Source organism: Dehalobacter sp. (assembly GCA_023667845.1).
GTDB lineage: Bacteria > Bacillota > Desulfitobacteriia > Desulfitobacteriales > Syntrophobotulaceae > Dehalobacter.
On sequence record JAMPIU010000073.1, the window covers coordinates 52,316 to 70,208 of the forward strand.

At 45.2% G+C, this 17,893-nt stretch carries 17 protein-coding genes and 1 riboswitch; of the genes, 1 reads left to right on the top strand and 16 read right to left on the bottom strand.

Annotated features, from left to right (window positions below):
- The first annotated feature begins 76 nt into the window (after window positions 1–76).
- A riboswitch (cyclic di-GMP riboswitch) is annotated at window positions 77–219 on the top strand.
- A gap of 127 nt (window positions 220–346) precedes the next feature.
- The gene (locus tag NC238_05710; GenBank protein MCM1565437.1) at window positions 347–1,621 is read left to right on the top strand and encodes an ArsB/NhaD family transporter; all 1,275 of its coding nucleotides are present in this window, start codon (window positions 347–349) and stop codon (window positions 1,619–1,621) included.
- Here NC238_05710 and NC238_05715 read toward each other — a convergent pair.
- The 16 genes from NC238_05715 to NC238_05790 form a co-directional block, all read right to left on the bottom strand.
- Window positions 1,618–3,366, bottom strand: coding sequence for an NADH-dependent [FeFe] hydrogenase, group A6 (locus NC238_05715; GenBank protein MCM1565438.1), 1,749 nt, complete (start codon window positions 3,364–3,366; stop codon window positions 1,618–1,620). The genes NC238_05710 and NC238_05715 overlap by 4 nt on opposite strands.
- 47 nt (window positions 3,367–3,413) lie before the next feature.
- On the bottom strand, window positions 3,414–4,745 hold the full coding sequence (locus NC238_05720) for an NADH-quinone oxidoreductase subunit F (protein MCM1565439.1): 1,332 nt from the start codon (window positions 4,743–4,745) through the stop codon (window positions 3,414–3,416).
- A 46-nt stretch (window positions 4,746–4,791) separates the two neighbouring features.
- Window positions 4,792–5,184 carry a (2Fe-2S) ferredoxin domain-containing protein gene (locus NC238_05725; GenBank protein ID MCM1565440.1) on the bottom strand — a complete coding sequence of 131 codons (393 nt, stop codon included), beginning with the start codon at window positions 5,182–5,184 and terminating at the stop codon, window positions 4,792–4,794.
- Window positions 5,181–5,708, bottom strand: a complete 528-nt coding sequence (locus NC238_05730; protein MCM1565441.1) for an NAD(P)H-dependent oxidoreductase subunit E — start codon at window positions 5,706–5,708, stop codon at window positions 5,181–5,183. Before NC238_05730 ends, NC238_05725 begins: the two co-directional genes overlap by 4 nt.
- 286 nt (window positions 5,709–5,994) lie before the next feature.
- Window positions 5,995–6,756 (bottom strand): prepilin peptidase, encoded by a 762-nt coding sequence (locus NC238_05735; GenBank protein ID MCM1565442.1) that lies wholly within the window; start codon window positions 6,754–6,756, stop codon window positions 5,995–5,997.
- Window positions 6,757–6,795: 39 nt separating this feature from the next.
- A complete protein-coding gene (locus NC238_05740; protein ID MCM1565443.1) occupies window positions 6,796–7,062 on the bottom strand; it encodes a hypothetical protein in 267 nt (88 codons plus the stop codon).
- A 166-nt stretch (window positions 7,063–7,228) separates the two neighbouring features.
- The gene (locus NC238_05745; GenBank protein ID MCM1565444.1) at window positions 7,229–7,549 is read right to left on the bottom strand and encodes a hypothetical protein; all 321 of its coding nucleotides are present in this window, start codon (window positions 7,547–7,549) and stop codon (window positions 7,229–7,231) included.
- A 202-nt stretch (window positions 7,550–7,751) separates the two neighbouring features.
- Window positions 7,752–9,290 carry a glutamine-hydrolyzing GMP synthase gene (gene guaA / locus NC238_05750; GenBank protein MCM1565445.1) on the bottom strand — a complete coding sequence of 513 codons (1,539 nt, stop codon included), beginning with the start codon at window positions 9,288–9,290 and terminating at the stop codon, window positions 7,752–7,754.
- Between the two features lie 81 nt (window positions 9,291–9,371).
- Entirely contained in the window at window positions 9,372–9,911 is a 540-nt protein-coding gene (hpt, locus tag NC238_05755) for a hypoxanthine phosphoribosyltransferase (protein MCM1565446.1), read from the bottom strand.
- A gap of 127 nt (window positions 9,912–10,038) precedes the next feature.
- Window positions 10,039–10,704 (bottom strand): hypothetical protein, encoded by a 666-nt coding sequence (locus NC238_05760; GenBank protein MCM1565447.1) that lies wholly within the window; start codon window positions 10,702–10,704, stop codon window positions 10,039–10,041.
- A gap of 128 nt (window positions 10,705–10,832) precedes the next feature.
- A complete protein-coding gene (locus NC238_05765; GenBank protein ID MCM1565448.1) occupies window positions 10,833–11,147 on the bottom strand; it encodes a YmaF family protein in 315 nt (104 codons plus the stop codon).
- An 847-nt stretch (window positions 11,148–11,994) separates the two neighbouring features.
- Complete coding sequence (groL, locus tag NC238_05770) at window positions 11,995–13,629, bottom strand: chaperonin GroEL (GenBank protein ID MCM1565449.1); 1,635 nt, start codon at window positions 13,627–13,629, stop codon at window positions 11,995–11,997.
- Window positions 13,630–13,701: 72 nt separating this feature from the next.
- Window positions 13,702–13,986 (bottom strand): co-chaperone GroES, encoded by a 285-nt coding sequence (gene groES, locus NC238_05775; protein MCM1565450.1) that lies wholly within the window; start codon window positions 13,984–13,986, stop codon window positions 13,702–13,704.
- 262 nt (window positions 13,987–14,248) lie between these two features.
- Complete coding sequence (locus tag NC238_05780) at window positions 14,249–14,584, bottom strand: P-II family nitrogen regulator (protein ID MCM1565451.1); 336 nt, start codon at window positions 14,582–14,584, stop codon at window positions 14,249–14,251.
- Between the two features lie 18 nt (window positions 14,585–14,602).
- Window positions 14,603–15,220: a molybdenum cofactor guanylyltransferase gene (locus NC238_05785; GenBank protein ID MCM1565452.1), complete on the bottom strand. Its 618-nt coding sequence runs from the start codon at window positions 15,218–15,220 to the stop codon at window positions 14,603–14,605.
- Window positions 15,221–15,421: 201 nt separating this feature from the next.
- Window positions 15,422–17,887, bottom strand: a complete 2,466-nt coding sequence (locus tag NC238_05790; GenBank protein MCM1565453.1) for a CoA-disulfide reductase — start codon at window positions 17,885–17,887, stop codon at window positions 15,422–15,424.
- Window positions 17,888–17,893: the final 6 nt, after the last annotated feature.

Sequence of the window (17,893 nt, forward strand, 5' to 3'; positions counted from 1 at the left end):
TGCTATACTTCTTTTCTAGACACAATCCGGTTGATCAGGATTTCTCAGATTTCAATTAAAATATAATATGGTTTTTAATGTGTTGGGGCAAACTTCACGAAAGTGAAGGACGCTAAAGTCATGGGTCTAAATCAGGGAATTTGAAATGCATGCAATACAAAATGAATGGAATCCAAATGCATTTCCAGGATATTCTGACAGGATTGCCAGACTACAAGGATTTTGAACTTCTCAGGGGAGAGCAGTTCCTTTTATGGATCTGCTCTTTTTATTTCAACTATTTTGTATATTCTAACCGGTTAGGCCAATAAAAATTGACCACACTAATGATGGAGGTGTACGATTCATGACCTTGATTCTGACCCTTGTTATTTTTGTAGCTACGTATGCACTGATCGTAACGGAGAAAATCCCGCGGGCTGTCGCCGCGGCCCTCGGTGCCTGTCTCCTGATTCTTTTGGGTGTGTTCCCGCAGGAAACTGCTGTCGAACACATCAACTGGAATACGCTGGGCTTACTTATCGGCATGATGATCATTGTCGATCTGACCAGACGTTCCGGTGTCTTCGGCTTTCTGGCTATTTGGGTCGCCAAGAAAGTCAAAGGCAATCCAATCAGACTGCTGATCTCTTTGGCTATACTGACTGCCGTTTTATCGGCTTTTCTGGATAACGTGACAACTGTTTTGCTGGTCGTTCCGGTTTCCATTGTGATTGCTGAAACCTTGAAATTAAACCCAATACCTTTTTTGATTACCCAGATTCTAGCCAGCAACATCGGGGGAACCGCGACCCTGATCGGTGATCCGCCGAATATCATGATTGCCGGACCGGCAGAGCTTACTTTTATGGATTTCATGGTGAACCTGGCACCTGTGACGATTGTGATCTTGGCTGTTACCCTATTGGGCTTTTATTTTCTTTATCGCCAAAAGCTAAAGACCGATAAGGAATCCATCGCCCTGCTGCTGTCGCAAAATGAATACAACTATATTAAAGACTGGGCCCAGCTCAAAAGAAGCCTGGCCGTGCTCTCTCTGACCATTGTCGGTTTTATGCTGCACGCCGTCATCCATGTTGAGACCGCTACGATTGCACTGGCCGGAGGCATGCTGCTCATGGTGCTGAGCCGCGAGGAACCGGAAGAAGTATTTCTGGCGATTGAATGGCCGACGATCTTCTTCTTTACCGGATTATTTGTTTTAGTCGGAGGATTGGTCGAAGTCGGCGTCCTGGACAAGATTGCTGAATGGAGCCTTGGGCTTACCGGCGGTGTGCCGGTCGTCATGGCGATGCTGATTGTCTGGCTTTCCGCTATTTTTTCAGCTTTCGTCGATAATATTCCATTCGTGGCCACCATGATCCCGTTGATTCAAAAAATCGGGGTCCTCGGTGGGCTGACACCGGAACAACTCCAGCCGCTCTGGTGGTCTCTGGCTCTGGGCGCCTGCCTGGGCGGAAACGGCACCATTGTCGGTGCCTCGGCCAACGTCATTGTCTCAGGGATTGCCGAAAAAAACGGCTATACGATCAGCTACAAAAAATATTTCCTGATCGGATTTCCGTTCATGCTTCTATCCATTGTGATCGCCTCGGCGTATATTTTGCTGCGGTACTATTAGATTCTTTCTCTCTCTTCAAAATGAGTATGAAGCAATCTGTGGGCAGTGTCACTGAAAGGCTGTCCCAGATATTCCTGATAAATTTTCTGGATTTCTGAATTCTCATGAGATTTTCTGATCTTTTTATTTTTATCTTCCTGATAGATGGCTTCCTGACGCTTGCGGACAATTTCAAAATTGCCGTGATGGTAGGGCTGCCCACCTCCGGCAACACAGCCCCCGGGACAAGCCATAATTTCAATGGCTTCGTACTGATTCTTACCGTCCCTGATTTCCTCGAGCAGAGTCCGGGCGTTTCCGAGCCCGCTGGCAATGCCTATCCGTAGCATCTTGTCGCCGATTTGAACTGTGGCCTTTCGCAAGCCTCCATCTCCCCGGAGCTGCTCGAACTCAACTTTCTGTAATTCTTCACCGGTCAGCCACTCATAAGCTGTCCGGAGCGCAGCTTCGATAACCCCGCCGCTGGTTCCAAAGATCACTGAGGCACCTGTGGTTTCACCCAATGGTTTGTCATATTCACTCGAAGGCAGATTGATAAAATCCAGACCGGCTTCTTTGATCATTAGGCCAAGTTCACGGGTCGTGACGACAATATCGACGTTATTATGCTCATCCTTAGTTAGTTCCGGACGCTTGGCCTCGGCTTTCTTGGCAATACAGGGCATGACGGAGACCACTACAATATTGTCCGGGTCAATGCCATTCTTCTCGGCATAATAAGTTTTAACGATTGTACCGAACATAATATGCGGTGACTTGCAGGTGGAAGGCACTTCCAACAATTCAGGGAACTGATGCTCAATAAATTTGACCCAGGCCGGACAGCAGCTCGTGAGTATCGGAAGTGTTTTATTGTTCTGCAGACGGTAGATCAGTTCTGAGGCTTCTTCCATAATTGTCAAGTCCGCTCCAAAATCCGTATCGAAAACTGCGTTAAATCCGATACGCTTTAAGGCGGTTACAAGCTGGCCGGTTGCAATCGTCCCCGGTTCCATATCAAATATTTCTCCGATGGCTACGCGGATAGCCGGAGCAGTTTGGACAATCACATATTTATCCGGATCATTTAAAGCTTCCCATACTTTATCGGTATGATTAATTTCCGTAAGCGCTGCTGTAGGGCATACCTGAACACATTGCCCGCAGTAAGTACAAGAAGACTCTACCATCGGAATATTAAAGGCAGGGCCAACGAAGGCTTCAAATCCGCGGCCGATCCCTGACAGGATACCGCAGGTTTGGACCTTATTGCACATCGTTTCACAACGCCGGCAGTAAATGCACTTGTTGGCGTCTTTGACGATCGCCTCACTGGATACGTCCTTCGGATAATTCATCCGTTCACCTTCCCAGCGGATATGCCGGACCCCTAATTCTGCGGCTAAGGCCTGAAGCTCACATTCTCCGTTTTTGGGACAGGTAAAGCATTCATTGGGATGATTCGATAACAGGAGTTCAACCGCCATTCTTCTGGCTGTAATTGCTGTAAGCGTATGCGTGAGTACTTCCATTCCATCCGTAATGGTGGTTACGCACGCCGGGACAAGTTTATTCCGGTTTGTCTTCTCATCGATTAGCTCAACCATGCAGACCCTGCAGGAAGCCGTCTGATTGACCATTTTGATATCATGCAAATCCAGATGACATAAAGTTGGAATCCGAACTCTTGCTTTATGGGCGGCTTCCAAAATGGTGATACCTTCAGGGACCCTTAGATATTGATGATTAATTTTAAAATCAATCATTTTTTTAGCAGGATGCGTTTGTTGAACGTGGGTCATGGTTAGCCTCCTTATGATTTCAGACCAATTTTATTCTTTGCTTGATAATGGCCTTCCCCTCGAGGATGGTCAATGTCTTTGATCAGGGCCAGGTATTCGTCCCAAAAATATTTCATGGTACTGATGACCGGGCTGGGCGCAGTCTGACCAAGCCCGCAGAGCGAACTACCTTTAACCATGTAAGCGAGCTGTTTGATGGCATCTAAATCCGCCATCGTTCCTTTGCGGCGGGTAATTAGATTCAGCTTTTCATATAACCGCTTGGTACCGATCCGGCAGGGGGTGCAGCGGCCACAGGATTCATCCATCGTAAACTCCAGGTAAAACTTGGCGATATTGACCATATTATCGGTTTCATCCATGATGATCATGCCCCCTGATCCCATCATGGACCCGATACTGAGCAGGTTATCATAGTCTAAAGGAATGTCCAGGTGTTTCTCCGGGATCACGCCTCCGGACGGTCCCCCTGTTTGAACGGCTTTGAATTTGTGGCCGTTGGGGATACCTCCGCCAATTTGAAAGATAATTTCTCGTAAGGTTGTTCCCATGGGGACTTCGACCAGGCCAACATTTTTGACTTTACCGACCAACGCAAAAACCTTGGTCCCTTTACTTTTCTCAGTGCCAATGGAAGCGAACCAACTGCTCCCTTTGAGGATAATCGGAGAAATATTGGCAAACGTCTCCACATTGTTTACACAGGTCGGACAGCCCCAATATCCTTCTTCCGCAGGATAAGGCGGTTTAAAATTTGGCTCACCGCGTTTTCCTTCACAGGAGTTAATGAGCGCTGTTTCTTCCCCGCAGACAAAAGCCCCAGCTCCATATTTCAACTGGATATCAAAGGAAAAAGACGTGTTGAAAATATTTTCGCCCAGGAAGCCCAATTCTCGGGCCTGCCGCAAAGCAATTTGCAGCCTAGAAATTGCCAACGGGTATTCGGCCCGAATGTAAATGAATCCAGTGGTGGCGCCAATCGCATAGCCACCGATCACCATGGCCTCTAAAACGGAATGAGGATCGCCCTCCAGGATGCTCCGGTCCATGAAGGCCCCGGGGTCACCTTCGTCTGCATTGCAAATAATATATTTGTCCTTGTTTTCTTGATTCTTTGTAATTTCCCATTTGAGACCTGTGGGGAATCCTCCGCCGCCGCGGCCTCGCAGCCCGGATTTTTTTATTTCGTCTATGACCTGATCCTGGGACATTGTTGTCAGCACTCTTCCCAAGGCCTCATAGCCTCCGACCGCAATATAATCCAAGATATTTTCCGGGTTAATCAGACCGCAATTGCGCAGGGCAATTCGGTACTGTTTCAGATTTTTTGCTGTTTCTGACATCATAGCCTCCAAACAAATTTACGTACTTTGTAATCTGTGCCCGCTTCTACACCCGGTCAAAGTTTATTTCCAAAGAGAGATTTTCAACTGCTTTGCCGTTCTTAATATGCTGCTCCATAATTTCCCGAACCTTGTCTTTGGTTACATTGCCATAGAGAACCGGTTGTTCGCCCGGTTTATTTACCTGAACAGTTGGTTCCGAGTGACAGCAGCCAATGCAGCCAACTGGAACAACTTTAGCATTGGTTATGTTCTGGGCAGTGATCTCATCCAAAAAAGTATTGTAGGTCTCCCTTGAACCTGATGAGATGCCGCAGGTGCCCATCCCCACAAGAATTTTGATTTGTCCTTCCGGCGTTTGGCCGCCTTGTCCTATATTTATATTTTTTTGGTATTCTTCTTTAATTCTTCTTAAGTCCTCCAACGAACCAACCTTCATACCTGTATCTCCTTCCGGCGGTATGATTCGAGGATGGTATCCAGGTCCTCTTCTCTCACCCGGCCAAATACTTTGTCATCAATCATCATAACGGGAGCCATGCCGCAAGTGCCGATGCAACGAACATCTTTCAGACCGAAAAGACCGTCAGGTGTAATTTCATTGGATTCAATACCAAGCTTTTCTTTCAGTCTTTCCATAATTTTATCCGCCCCTTTGACAAAGCAAGCAGTCCCCATACAGACACTGATCGTATGTTTTCCCCTTGGCTTAGTTGTAAAGTAGGAATAAAAGCTGACGACTCCGAATACTTCCGCTCCCGGAATTCCTAATTTCCGGGCAATAAAAAGTTGTACATCCCTCGGTAAATAACTGAAAATATTCTGGGCCTTATGTAAGATTTCAATCAGAGCGCTTTTCGTTGTTGGTAAACTGTTAATAAAAGCTTCCAGTTCCTCGAATTTTTCTCTGGGCAGATTTTCATTGGTTGGTTCCATAACATCGATTGCCTGTGGCTTAGTCATAGCAGGTACACGATCCTTTCCGATAACAGCAATGATTTTTCTGATCGTTTCAAGACGTGGTTATTTTCAGGGCAAAGAACTATTCAGTAATAGTTTGGAAAAATAGCATAGATTTATTCAGACAAGAGCGCGGGCATAAAATAATGCAATGAACTTCTGCATGTTCATTGCATTTCTGGTCAGCCATTATCTTGTTTTCTTCATTACTCATATCGTCATTCTCAAATTATTTACATTATTATAGAACGTATTACTCATATACTATCCGTATTCCGTCTATTTCCCATTATACTGACACAGCGGATAGAAAGATCTGCTCTCCAAAGATCATTGCGGTAAATATTCCGAGGGACAGAAACGGTCCGAAAGGAATCTCTGATTTCGGGGATCTTTTTTTGACTGTGATCAGTAACAGCGCAGTAAGACCTGCATACAACGAACCAAGGAACAACGCCAACAGCACCGACGGGCCCATAAAAAGCCCTGCTGCGGCCATCAGCTTGATATCTCCTCCGCCTAGGCCATCGGGGAAAAACAAGCTCAGAAGAAAAAGCGGTACGGAAGCCGCAAAAAAACCAATGGCCCAGGTATACCACGCAGCTCCAAAATACACGCTCTGATAAACGCCGTGTAAAACACTTAAGCCCAACAAAAAAACGACCAGCTTATTCGGAATCACCCTTTTCTGCCAGTCAATAAACGACACGACAATCAGCACAGACAAAAGCATTGCCAGAAAAACACTTTCCAGGCTCAGTCCATTGGTAAACCAGACAATCAGGTACAAGACCCCGTTCAGCAGTTCGACTGCGGGATAGACCGGGGAGATCGGGCCCCGGCAGTTTTTGCAGCGCCCCTGCAGAAAGAAGTAGCTGAAAACAGGGATGTTCAGATACCACGGAATCAGCGTATCACAGTGCGGGCAATAGGATCTGCCACTGACAACGCTTTTTCCTATTGGAATCCGGTAAATGCACACATTCAGAAAACTGCCGATGACCAAACCATACAGCAGCACAATGAAAGAAATGATAATATTTCCGTTCAAGACAGTACCACCTTTTTAATGTTGGAATTAATTAAAGGCCTAATGCGGATAAACAATCTCAGCCACAGTCCAGGAGATAATCAGCAATCCTACAAGTATTGGCAGAAACACCAGGATCGCCCTTTCCTTTTTCCCAATGATTGCCGCAATTCCGGCAATAAAGCCTGCTAATCCCAATGCAGCTACTGCAAACGTCGGAAAAGGCAGTGCGCCCATCATTTTCAGCATGATCAATACAATAAAAGCAATGCTCAGTCCAGCCGACCATTGGCCGGAACGGGATTGGGGCCATAACTTCGCCTTCATATAATCATCCCTTCCTGTCACTTAATACCTTCAACCTTATTATTGTATATACTCGGAAAATTATTTTGCTCATTTCTAATCATTGATAAATAAGCTGTGCAGCAAAAGAAACAGAATCGTACAAGATCCCAAAATGATGGATAGAACCTAGCTTTTACTGAGGTGTTTAGCTAAAAAACACGTTCACAGCGACGCCGCAAAAACTCAGGATATAATACACGCCGATCAAAATCACCAGAAAAACCAGAACCGACCGCTCTTTCTTCCTGATAACAGCTTTCAGTCCAATAATGGCCGCTGCAATGCCTGCGGCAAAAATCAGAATGGTAATGACAACCTGCAGGGGATTATTCAAGATCAGTTCTAAGCCGGAATATCCTTCCTTATATGGAAGTACGGAACCCACGACAAACAAAATCCAGCTGACAATCACCAGGATGAAGGATTTTCTGCCGGATTTGCTTTTGGGTAAAATCGTGATTCTCATGACATTCACCCCTTTTTATAAAGAAAACTTAGCTGGTGCCAAGTCTTTGGCGGCTGCTTTGTTGCACTTAGATATATCAGAAAGTAATAGTAATTATACTTTCTGATATACCCATAAAACCGACCTTGTTAAGCGTTTAGACTTGGTTGTTTCAATATTAATATGCCATGGCTTACTGATATGCCTATAGGCTTATCAGTTTTTATTCCCACTCAATCGTTCCGGGGGGTTTAGAGGTAATGTCATAAACCACGCGGTTCACACCGTGGACTTCATTGACGATCCTGTTTGAGATGACTTCGAGCAGTTCATACGGCAGCTTTGCCCAGTCGGCCGTCATCGCGTCGTCGCTCGTGACCGCCCTCAAGACGATCGGATAACCGTATGTGCGTCCATCTCCCATCACGCCGACACTACGGATAGAGGGCAACACCGCAAAGTATTGCCATACCTCCATGTGGAGTCCGGCTTTAATAATCTCTTCCCTGACAATTGCATCCGCTTCTCTTAAATAATCCAGCTTTTCCGGCGTGATTTCGCCAATGATACGGATTGCAAGCCCCGGGCCTGGGAATGGCTGGCGCCAGACAATCTCTTCCGGCAAGCCAAGTTCCAGTCCGACTTCCCGGACTTCATCCTTGAAAAGCATCCGTAAAGGTTCGATCAGTTCAAACTGCATATCTTCAGGCAGCCCGCCAACATTGTGGTGCGTTTTAATGGTTTCAGCTGTTTCGGTGCCGCTTTCTACAATATCCGGATAAAGCGTACCCTGTACCAGAAAATCAATCTGGCCTAACTTACGGGCTTCATCTTCGAACAGCCTGATAAATTCATTGCCAATCCGTTTGCGTTTTTCTTCCGGTTCGGAAATTCCTTTCACCTTAGCCATAAAACGTCCCGAAGCATCGACGAAATCCAGATTCAGGTGAAACTTTCCAATAAACGTATCCTTGACCTGCTCCGATTCATTCTTGCGCATAAATCCATGATCGACATAAATACAGGTCAGCTGATCCCCGATCGCTCTATGAACAAGTACTGCGGCGACAGAAGAATCGACCCCGCCGCTTAACGCGCATAAGACCTTTTTATCTCCGGCTCTCTTCCTGATCTCCTGTACCTGGGATTCAATAAAGGATTCCATGGTCCAGTTGCCTTGGCAGCCGCATACCCTGTACAGGAAGTTTTCAAGCATTGCCTGTCCTTCCGGGGTATGTTTGACTTCCGGATGAAATTGAACACCATAAAAGTTCTTTTCCGGACAGTAGATTCCCGCAACCGGCGTATTGGGAGTAAAGGCAGCCCGGATGAAACCGGCAGGCAGTTCCAGAACTGAGTCCCCATGACTCATCCAACACTGACGAGCACCTTTGAGTCCGTGCCAGACCCCTTCATTATATTCAATCGTGATTTCTGTTTTCCCATATTCATGGGCCTGTGGTCTCTCCACACGTCCGCCAAGCTGTACGGTCATCAGCTGCATGCCATAACAGATTCCGAGTATCGGTATCCCCAGTTCATAGATTGCAGGGTCAATGAAAGGCGCGCCCTCCTGATTAACACTGGCAGGACCTCCCGAGAAAATAATTCCTTTCGGGGCCATGGCTTTAATCTTTTCTATAGGGGTCTTATATGAAATCATCTCTGAATATACTTTTGCTTCTCTAACCCGGCGCGCAATCAGCTGATTATACTGTCCACCAAAGTCAAGAACCAACACCAGTTCACGTTCCATTTGCATCATCCTTTCAACATTTCAGTACTGAGACTTATGATATGATTTTTCTTAACTGGCAGTAAAATGGAGCAATCTCTTTTGATTTTATTTCTCATAAACCTCGGGCTTCAAAACGCCAATATACGTTAGGTTCCTGTACATTTCGTCATAATCAAGCCCATAGCCGACTGCAAACTCATTTGGTATCACAAAGCCATTGTAATCAGGCTGAATATCGACCTGTCTCCGCTCCGGCTTGTCCAAAAGCGTGACAATCTTCAGGCTTAAGGGTTGTCTCCTGAGAAGGTTTTCCTTCAAGTATTTCAGCGTAAGCCCTGTATCAACAATATCCTCAACAATCAGGACGTGTTTGTCTTCGACACTGGTTTCCAGATCCTTCAGCAGTCTGACGGCTCCTGAAGAACGGTTGGAGCTCCCATAGCTTGAAACGGCCATAAAATCATATCTCAACGGAATTCTGATTTGCCGGATCAAATCTGCAAAAAAAGGCACAGCCCCTTTAAAAATACCAATGGTCAGAAGATCCTTGCCAAAATATTCGTTGGTAATCTGTTCACCCAGTTCGGCCACCCTTTTTTTTAGCTGTTTCTCGGTTATCAGCACCTTCGCAATCTTTCTTTCCATTTCTACCACTCCATCAAGCTATTACCACTGAATTATATCACAAGTTGAATAGGATAAAAAAGAAGGTACTGCAAAAACTGCATACGAACAGCGTTTTTGCAGTACCTTCTTTTATGAAGCCAGACATTTACTCTGCCGTTTCAGGCGGCTGGATTGAAATCTTTCTTCCGATATCCTTAAATTCCAGGATCAGGGTCATCGGTTCTCCGGTTTCTTTGTTTTGCGCTCTCACTTCAACCTGCGTTACAGTTTTGGTGCTTCTGGTGATATAGAGCGTGTACTCAAAACCGGTCCATAGGGTTTCCATCATCTGATTCTGTACACTTGGTTTTAGCGTGCATACCCAGCATTTCTTGCTGTTTAGTTCTTTCTCTCCTTTAAGCATCACCTCACCGATCTCTTTCAACTGCAGACTGGCCAAAGGGTTAAGCTCCACCAGAAAGACTTTTTGGGCAACTGATACATCGCTGAATTTTACCCACGCTTTGCTGAAAGGGTCCTTGTTGTAGAGAACATCACCCACCTTAATCATTTCAACTTTGCTTCCCGCCAGCTGACCCTGAATCTGAATGTTTTCACCGCTCTTATAGCCGGTAATCCTCGTCAGTAACCGCGCTTTGCCATCCACTGTCTGCTGCTGCGTTAAAACATAAGAAAATGAATTGGCTTTGTTCAGGTTTCCCAGGCCCAGGATAACCAGCTGCTGCGGATCGGGCTGACGCATTATGGTAATCATTCCTCCAATGACGAACAAAAAAATGATGATGGAACCAACAATAATTTTCTTTTTCATGCCTTGCCCTCCTGGCGGAGTTCTTACTTAATATTATGACCGGCTAAATCAAGGTATTACTGGTAATTCCTGTTTAAGCTGAATTATTGATTATACGATTGCATATTGGCAAATCCGAAATCAATGAATCAAATGCCGGGAGCCGCCATATCCACACCGGAAATTTGATGTCGGTGGCCGTTGTCTACGGTCGTGTAGAAATCCCAATTATGCGCATGCCATCCATTCTTCAGCGGAATTGAAACGCTCGAAACAGCTTTGTAATAATGCGTATGTCCATGCTCATACAAAACGAAATTTTCTGAATGATGAACATGACTATCACCGGTTGGAATAGCTATTCCCGAAATATCCAAGCATTGATGAGAATGCCCGTAATCGCAGGATGTATGCGTTGAACTTCCATGATTATGGTTTGACGGGCTTTTCGCAGTTTGCACCATAAAAGATAACCTCCTCTTTCGATAAAATATTTTCAGAGGAGATTTTTTGAGCATATTCTATTCTTCCATTTTTAACCAAATAAGTATTTAAGGTGCCCTCCCGCTTTTTAATATGACTAAATTAGTAGGCCAAGTTCCTCTGCAAAGTTTTTTTGCGAGGAAAGATTATTTGGCCATTCCTGACCTGTCCCCGAAAACAACGAAGATACCCAAAGACGTTCACCGAACTCTCTAAAAAGACCATCCATCTCGGGCAGTCTACTTAATTCTTAAGACAAACATTTTAAGTCTAAACTTGTATAACTAGCATATATACTACTACAAATATATTTAGAATAATAAATTTCTAAAGGTAAAGCAACCAATTCTTCTTGAGAGGAGGAATTGGACTATGACAAAACTCTATCAGACAATGATGATCATTTTTGGTTCCTGTTCCCTTCTTGTAAGCCTGATCGCTTTGATTATCCAAATAATTAAACTATGTATCTAATTAAAAACTTGCCTAGATCTAGCCTTATGTGTAAAAAGTAGCCGCCTACAAATCAAACTACTTTTTACACCAAGCAATATGGTTGCTTTACCCATCTATAGGGAAAATTCCTTATAGATTTTTTGTTCACAATTTTATTTTATGAGACTGATTAACCATTTATGATAAGGCATAAAAAGAAAGAGGCCTCCCAAAAGTTCAGCAAACTAATGAGAAACCTCTAACCGAAAGATTTATTTTACTCCCGTATTATCTCAGGAGAACATTTTTATCCTCCCAATGTTAGCAAATTGTTGGCACAAGTTATATTCGTATCCCTAACGCCTTGATATTCCAAAGCATCTTGGCGTTTTCCTACATCATACCGCCCATGCCGCCCATACCACCCATGCCGCCCATGGCAGCTGCCGAATTTTCTTTCTCAGGCAGGTCGCAGACGAGGCACTCTGTGGTTAAGAGCATAGCGGAGATCGAAGCTGCGTGCTGCAGAGCCGAACGGGTTACTTTCGCCGGGTCAACGATACCGGCTGCAATCATATCCTCATAAACTTCAGTCATCGCGTTGAAGCCTACGCCCCTAGAGCTGTTGCGGACTTTTTCCACAACGACGGAACCTTCGAGACCAGCATTATTAGCAATCTGTCTGACAGGCTCTTCCAGTGCTTTACGGATAATAGCCACTCCGGTTTTCTGATCGCCGGATACGTCAACGTTATCAAGTGCAGCAATTGCATCCAGATAAGTTGTGCCGCCGCCGGCAACAATGCCTTCTTCGACTGCGGCGCGAGTAGCTGCCAGAGCGTCCTCAATGCGCAGTTTCTTTTCTTTCATTTCAGTTTCGGTAGCCGCTCCAACCTGGATGACAGCAACGCCGCCGGCCAGTTTAGCCAGACGTTCCTGGAGTTTTTCTTTGTCATAGTCGGAGGTTGTTTCTTCAATCATTTTCTTGATGGATTCAACACGGGCACTGATAGCCTGTTGGTCGCCGTTGCCATCAACGATGGTCGTTTCTTCCTTGGTTATTTTGACCTGACGACAGCGTCCGAGCATATCCAGCGAAGTATTTTCCAGTTTGAGGCCGAGGTCTTCAGTGATGACCTGTCCGCCGGTCAGAACAGCAATGTCTTCGAGCATCGCTTTGCGGCGGTCTCCAAAACCGGGAGCCTTAACGCCTACGGCCGTAAAGGTTCCGCGGAGTTTATTGACAATCAGGGTAGCCATAGCTTCGCCTTCCAGATCTTCAGCGATGATCAGGAGCGGTCTGCCAGCCTGAACTACTTTTTCCAGAACAGGAAGGATATCTGCAATCGCACTGATCTTCTTGTCGGTGATCAGAATGAACGGATCGTTTAAGATAGCTTCCATTTTATCGGTATCGGTGATCATATAGGCGGAAACATACCCGCGGTCAAACTGCATTCCTTCAACAACTTCCAGTTCAGTGGTCATGCCTTTGGCTTCTTCAACAGTGATAACACCGTCTTTGCCGACCTTTTCCATAGCCTCGGCAATCAGACTGCCGATCGTTGTATCGGAAGCGGAAATCGAAGCAACCTGAGCTATGGCTTCTTTGCTTTCTACAGTCTTGGCATTTGCTTTAACGTCAGCAACAATCGCTTCTACAGCTTTTTCAATACCGCGTTTGATTTCCATCGGATTGGCGCCGGCAGCAACGTTCTTCAGACCTTCACGAATAATGGCCTGGGCCAGAACGGTCGCTGTGGTCGTGCCGTCACCGGCTACATCGTTCGTCTTGGTAGCAACTTCTTTAACAAGCTGTGCTCCCATATTTTCAAACGGGTCTTCCAGATCAATATCTCTGGCGATCGTCACACCATCATTGGTGATTAACGGAGAACCAAATTTTTTATCCAAGACAACATTGCGGCCTTTGGGTCCCAATGTAACGCGGACAGCTTCCGCAAGCTTATTGACACCACGCTCCATGGCATGGCGGGCATCTTCGTTAAAAATGATTTGTTTAGCCACCTAAATGTTCCTCCTTAATTCTATCAAAAAATACTTTTGAATGTTATCTGATAAGTAATACTAGGCTGTTACTTAACTAATGACTGCCTGAATATCGGTTTCTCTTAAAATCAAATATTCGTTTCCGTCATATTTAACTTCCGTGCCGGCATATTTAGAATAAATCACGCGGTCGCCGACGTTAACTTCCATTGGGATTCTTTCACCTTTTTCAACTTTTCCAGGACCTACGGCAATCACTTCACCTTCCTGAGGCTTTTCTTTTGCGGTGTCGGGCATAATGATCCCGCTCTTAGTTCTTTCCTCAGACGGAACCGCTTTAATAATTACCCTGTCAGCCAACGGTTTGAGTTTCATAAAATAATTTCCCTCCTTGAAACCTTTATATTTTTATATTTCGCTTTATTGTTAGCACTCAATCAAGATGAGTGCTAATACCTAGGTATAATAATATGCAACGTCTGGTAGTATTGCAACCCCATCCACGCATAACTACGGACGATTAGAATTGATTATCACTTATTTTCTTCATCAATCTTTAAATTGCTATAACGCTTAATAAATACGTTATATAGAATAACCGTAATTTTCCTTATTTATTCATTACTGTTAGCAGATTTTAATCAAGAAAATTTTCTCCGGTACGGATCCGGCGGAAGTCCTCAACAGCGGTCACCCAGATGACGCCGTCGCCAAATTTACCAGTTAGGGCATTCTCCCTGATGGTTTCCTGAACGCTTTCACTTTCCGGATCATTGACAATGATTTCGAGTTTGACTTTGGGCAGCAGCCGGACGGATACTTCCGTTCCGCGGTAAACCTCGGTGATATTCCCTTTCTGCCTTCCCCAGCCAAGTACCTGAGATACGGTAATCCCGCTGATTCCCAAATTACTGAGCGCCTTTTCCACTTGGTCAAGTTTATTGCTGCGAATTACTGCCTCAATCTTTTTCATTCCAACCTCCCCAAAGCATTATTGGATTTTTTGTAAAATGAGTTCCCACTCCTGAGGCGTATTGACATTCAGAAAACTTTCCTCGATCATTTCCTTCAGCATGCTGCCTTTCATCTCCTCAGAAATATTCACGATCTTATGCCTGCATTCATCAGCAATATCAAAGAGACGCAGTTTGTCCTCTTTAATCTGTTTCTCGACAACTTTAAGCACATTTTTGTGGTAAAAGGCGTGCAGAGGATGTAGTCTGTCCCGAACATACGGGAAAACCAACTTATAATCCTCAATCCGTTCATAAATATAGAAAATGGCTTCACTGTTTAAGAACGGCATATCACAGGCAGCCACGAAGACATAGTCATACTTAGCCACCGGAAGGATGGAATACAGCCCGCCCATCGGCCCTTTACCTTTAATCCGGTCGGCAACCGTCTGATAACCGTATCCCGAATATTGTTCAGGCTCCCTGCAGCTGATCAGGACCTCACTACAAATACTGTCCAGTACTTCCAGATTTCTTTCCAGAAGCGGTTTTCCGCCTATCTCAAGGAATGCCTTATTCCGGCCCATTCTTTTGCTTTCTCCTCCGGCAAAGAGCACTCCTGTGATCTCCAGCTTTTTCTTTTCCACGCCCATCTACCTTCAAACATATTTAGACGTTACTATTTAGACATTCCCTGCGAAATACCTTCTAATACTTGTAAACCCTAAAATAATTATAATGGTATATCAGGTACTAAGTCTGTACTTAATAATCTACCATATTTTCAGTGGAAATTACATAAGTTATTTTCCTCAATAAAGCTGGAAGATCTTAAAAATTAACTATTTTATGTCTTAGAAAAATAGATTCAAGTTTGATTCCTCAGACTTGGCAAGCATTGTGGCAACGCCGCCGATTTCTACGCCATCGATCAGTTCTTCCTTTTTGATTCCCATCACATCCATCGACATGGAGCAGGCTACGATCTTAATACCCATCTTCATCGCATTATGCAGCAGTTCTTCCAAACTATCAACATTTTTCTTTTTCATGACGTACTTGATCATTCTAGCACCCATGCCACCCATATTCATATTGGAGATAGGCAGTTTTCTTGGTCCGCGGGGCATCATGATGCCAAAGGCTTTCTCCAGAGAATCCTTGCTTACCTTAGGTGCGTCATATTTCTTAAGAATATTCAGCCCCCAGAATGTGAAGAACATCGTCACTTCTTTACCCATGGATGCCGCGCCGGTCGCAATGATAAATGAGGCAAGGGCCTTATCCATATTCTGCTCGAATACAATCAGCGTCGCGCCCTTGGGTTTTTCCTCCACCGCAACGTTTACGTTTACCTGCGGCTGGTCGGTAGGCTTCATGCTTCCTTTGCGCAGATAGGCTTTCAGATAATCCCCATTTAATTCTGTTTTAAGCAGTGTATTGCCGGTCTTACTGCACCAGGCCTCAATATCCCTCGCAAAGCCGGGATCCGTAACCAAGATTTCCAGGACCTGGCCTTCTTCTAGGATTTTCATATTTTCAAATACCTGTTTGATCGGTCCGGGACACTGTAGACCACAACAGTCGATCACTTTATTCGCTCTGATTTTGGCTTCCGGGGATTCGGTAAAAGCTTTTCCGGTATCATCAACTTTTACCGCTCCTTTATCCTTCTTTTCAACCGCCCAGTAAACACTGGCATACGTCCGGAAACCTCCGTCAAGGTTGATCGGGTCATAACCATGCTGTTGAAGGATTCTAGCCGCAATATATCCCCTGAGGCCAATCTGGCACGTCAGGTAAACCGGCTTATCTTTCGGCAACTCCCCAAGCCTCTTTCTGAGCTCCGGAAGCGGGATATTGATTGACTCGTTGATCTTGCCCAGTTCTACTTCTTCAGGCTGCCTGACGTCAACCAAAATGTTTCCAGCAGCGACAATATTGTCGATTTCATGGTATTGAACAGTCTTGACCATATGATCCAGCAAATTGGCCGCAGCATACCCAATCATATTGACCGGGTCTTTCCCGGAGGAATATGGCGGTGCATAGGCCAGTTCCAGATCCTGCAGGTCATAAACCGTTAAATTGCCTTTGATAGCCGTCGCGATCACATCAATTCTCTTTTCTGCACCCTTGCGCCCGACGGCCTGCGCACCAAGTATTTTGCCGTCTTCAGTAAAGACCATCTTCATATCGAGCACTGTCGAACCCGGATAGTATCCGGCATGGGAATTCGGGTGAATATGAATGACCCTATACGGTATTCCCATTTTAGCTGCTGTTTTTTCATTGATACCTGTAGAAGCGGCCGTTAAATCAAATACTTTGGCAACTGAAGTTCCTAAAGTCCCGCGGTAAGGCTTACGGCTGCCATACAAATTATCGGCTAGAAGCCTACCCTGCCTGTTTGCCGGCCACGCCAGCGGTATATTTGTGGGAAGTCCTGTAACATAGTTTTTGACTTCAATTGCATCACCGATTGCATAAATATTTTCATCACTGGTCTGTAGATATTCATTAACCCGGATAGCTCCTCTTTCGCCGATCTCCAGACCGGCCTGAACGGCGAGCATGCTTTCCGGACGAACGCCGATAGCCATTACGATTAGATCTGCTTCAATCTCCTGGCTGCTCTGAAGATAGACCTTTGATCTTTCCAGCTTCACGACACTGTCCTTCAGAATCAGCCTGACACCTTTTTCGCGGAGATGCGTGTGCAGAAGGCTCGCCATTTCATAATCCAGTGAGGGTTGCACCTGATCAGTGGCTTCAACCAGATAGACGTCAAGGTTACGTTCTTTCAGATTTTCGGCCATTTCAAGGCCGATAAATCCGCCGCCTATAACGACCGCTGTTTTAGCCTGGTTTTGATCAATATAACTGTCAATGGCTTCGGCATCGGGAATTGTTCGAAGCGAGAATACCCTCGGGTTGTCGGTGATGCCCTCAATCCCTGGAACGATAGGACTTGCTCCGGGCGAAAGAATGAGTAGATCATAGCTTTCCTCATAGACGACACCTGTGGCGAGGTTTTTTACCTGAATCTTTTTATCCTGCCGGTTAATCGCGGTTACTTCTGATTTTATCCGGATGTCCAGATTGAATCTGTTGGTCATTCCTTTAACGGTCTGGACAAGAAGTTTATCCCATCCTTTGATCGCGCCTCCAATATAATAGGGCAGTCCGCAATTCGCAAAAGAAATATGTTCGCCTCTTTCGAATATAACGATTTCCGATTCTTCATCAAGTCTTCTTAATCTTGCAGCAGTGGTTGCTCCTCCAGCGACCCCACCGACAATCACAATTCTTTTATGCATTAGATA